This is a genomic window from Yersinia sp. 1252 StPb PI, assembly GCF_048593885.1.
Classification (GTDB): Bacteria; Pseudomonadota; Gammaproteobacteria; order Enterobacterales; family Enterobacteriaceae; genus Yersinia; species Yersinia enterocolitica_E.
Genome location: NZ_JAZGQE010000358.1, coordinates 1 through 1601, shown reverse-complemented (window position 1 = coordinate 1601; position 1601 = coordinate 1). Strand labels below are relative to the sequence as shown.

The window sequence follows — 1601 nt, the reverse complement described above, 5'->3', positions numbered from 1 at the left end:
ATTTATGTTTTTATTGCGCCAACTTTTGAACACCCTGCGTTTCGCCACCCTGGTCATTGATAACAGAATAAAAAACTTGTGTAGTATTATTTATTGGACCGTTAACGCTAACCGGTAAGCTAAGCTCAGCAAAAGGTGCAATCATCTTATTATTTATTTTGCTCAAGTTCGCCACCGCTGGGCTCTCTTTTGATGCCCGTAACTCCAATTTTCTAAAGGTTATATAATACGGTGATGCATTTTTTATAACCAGTTGATTGCCCTTTTTAGAAAAGGTCAGATTCGTAATAGCCTGTTCTATCGGCATCGTTAATTCTGCCGGGCGATAGAACATTTTTATTCGGGTACGGAAAGCCAATTGCAATTTATTATCTTCCCCCGTGGCACCTTTAGTGGGTTTAGGTGGAATTTCTAGCAAATTAAACCAAAAAAGCGTTTCACGATCGGCTGCTAAGCCGCTGCCAGTACGGAACAGGCGAATAGTCTGATCCCGTTTAGGATCCAGACGCACTACTGGTGGCGTAACACTAAAAGGCACCTTGATAGTATCAGGACGCGCATTCGCATCACCGTTATCAATCCAGGCTTGAAGAAGAACCGGCATATTACCGGTATTGGAAACCTTAACCACGCCTTCACGCTGCTTCTCGTCATAAATAACACGCGTACCCGTGATCATTACTTCAGCACGGGTAACCGTTGCTGCAACCAGTAATGTGACAAAAGCAAAGGCCATAAAGTATGTTTTGCGCATAAGAGTTTCCAATTATAGAGCGAATGAAACAGGGAGCATTAAGCTCCCATTCGGCAACAGATAACATTAGCTATAACAATAACTTGCCATCAGCCACGCTATATCACACGCTTTGATTAATCGTAAACAATAGTATAGTCGACTTGTGTTACAACGGTACCAGCACCAACAGTGCCACTATTCGCATAATATTGTGCGTAGTAGCCCAATGTTGCATCACCAGTGGAAATATCTTCCACCACGCCGCCCTGGCTAGCGCCGCCTACCATGATTGCTGTGCTGCTTTTGTCTAACAAACGAACCTGAACACCCGTCGCTGTACCGCTATTGTTGTTCAACCGGCCAGTGCTGGTCTCAACAAAAGCACCTGGTTCGAAGTAAGCATAAGCGTTATTCAGTGTCGCCCCAGTACAACCAGACAACGAGATATTGAACGGAGTGGTACCCGCAACGGAGTTGACAGAACTCAGTGCGCTTGCAGAAATAGTCGGTAAGTTAACGGTCCCATCTTTAGTGCCGTTGTTGACAGAGACACCACAAGTCGTATCTGTAATTTGGCCGTTAATGGTAATAGTTCCATCAGCAGCAAATGCTGATTGTGCAATAAATACGCTTGCAATAGCAGCGATTAATGCATTGCTAGTTTTAATTTTCATGTTTATTTCCCCGTGCTTTAAAATAAGGTTTTAGGCCAATAATATTAATTAGGATTAATATCCTGAATCAGTGACATCCGATTTCTTACGGCTATTATTTCAGCATTTTAAATATTGTCAATCCAGCCCAAAACGTGAGGTTATAAATGCATTACCAAATAATAAGAATCACAGAATACAAACAAAAGAAG

Annotated in this window: 2 protein-coding genes; both read right to left on the bottom strand. The window is 42.4% G+C overall.

All coding sequences use genetic code 11. The features are described 5' to 3' along the window. Positions 1-10: 10 nt before the first annotated feature. Entirely contained in the window at positions 11-754 is a 744-nt protein-coding gene (locus V2A85_RS23550) for a molecular chaperone (protein ID WP_420072537.1), read from the bottom strand. Positions 755-870: 116 nt separating this feature from the next. Then, entirely contained in the window at positions 871-1410 is a 540-nt protein-coding gene (locus V2A85_RS23545; protein ID WP_083159201.1) for a fimbrial protein, read from the bottom strand. Between the last annotated feature and the right edge of the window lie 191 nt (positions 1411-1601).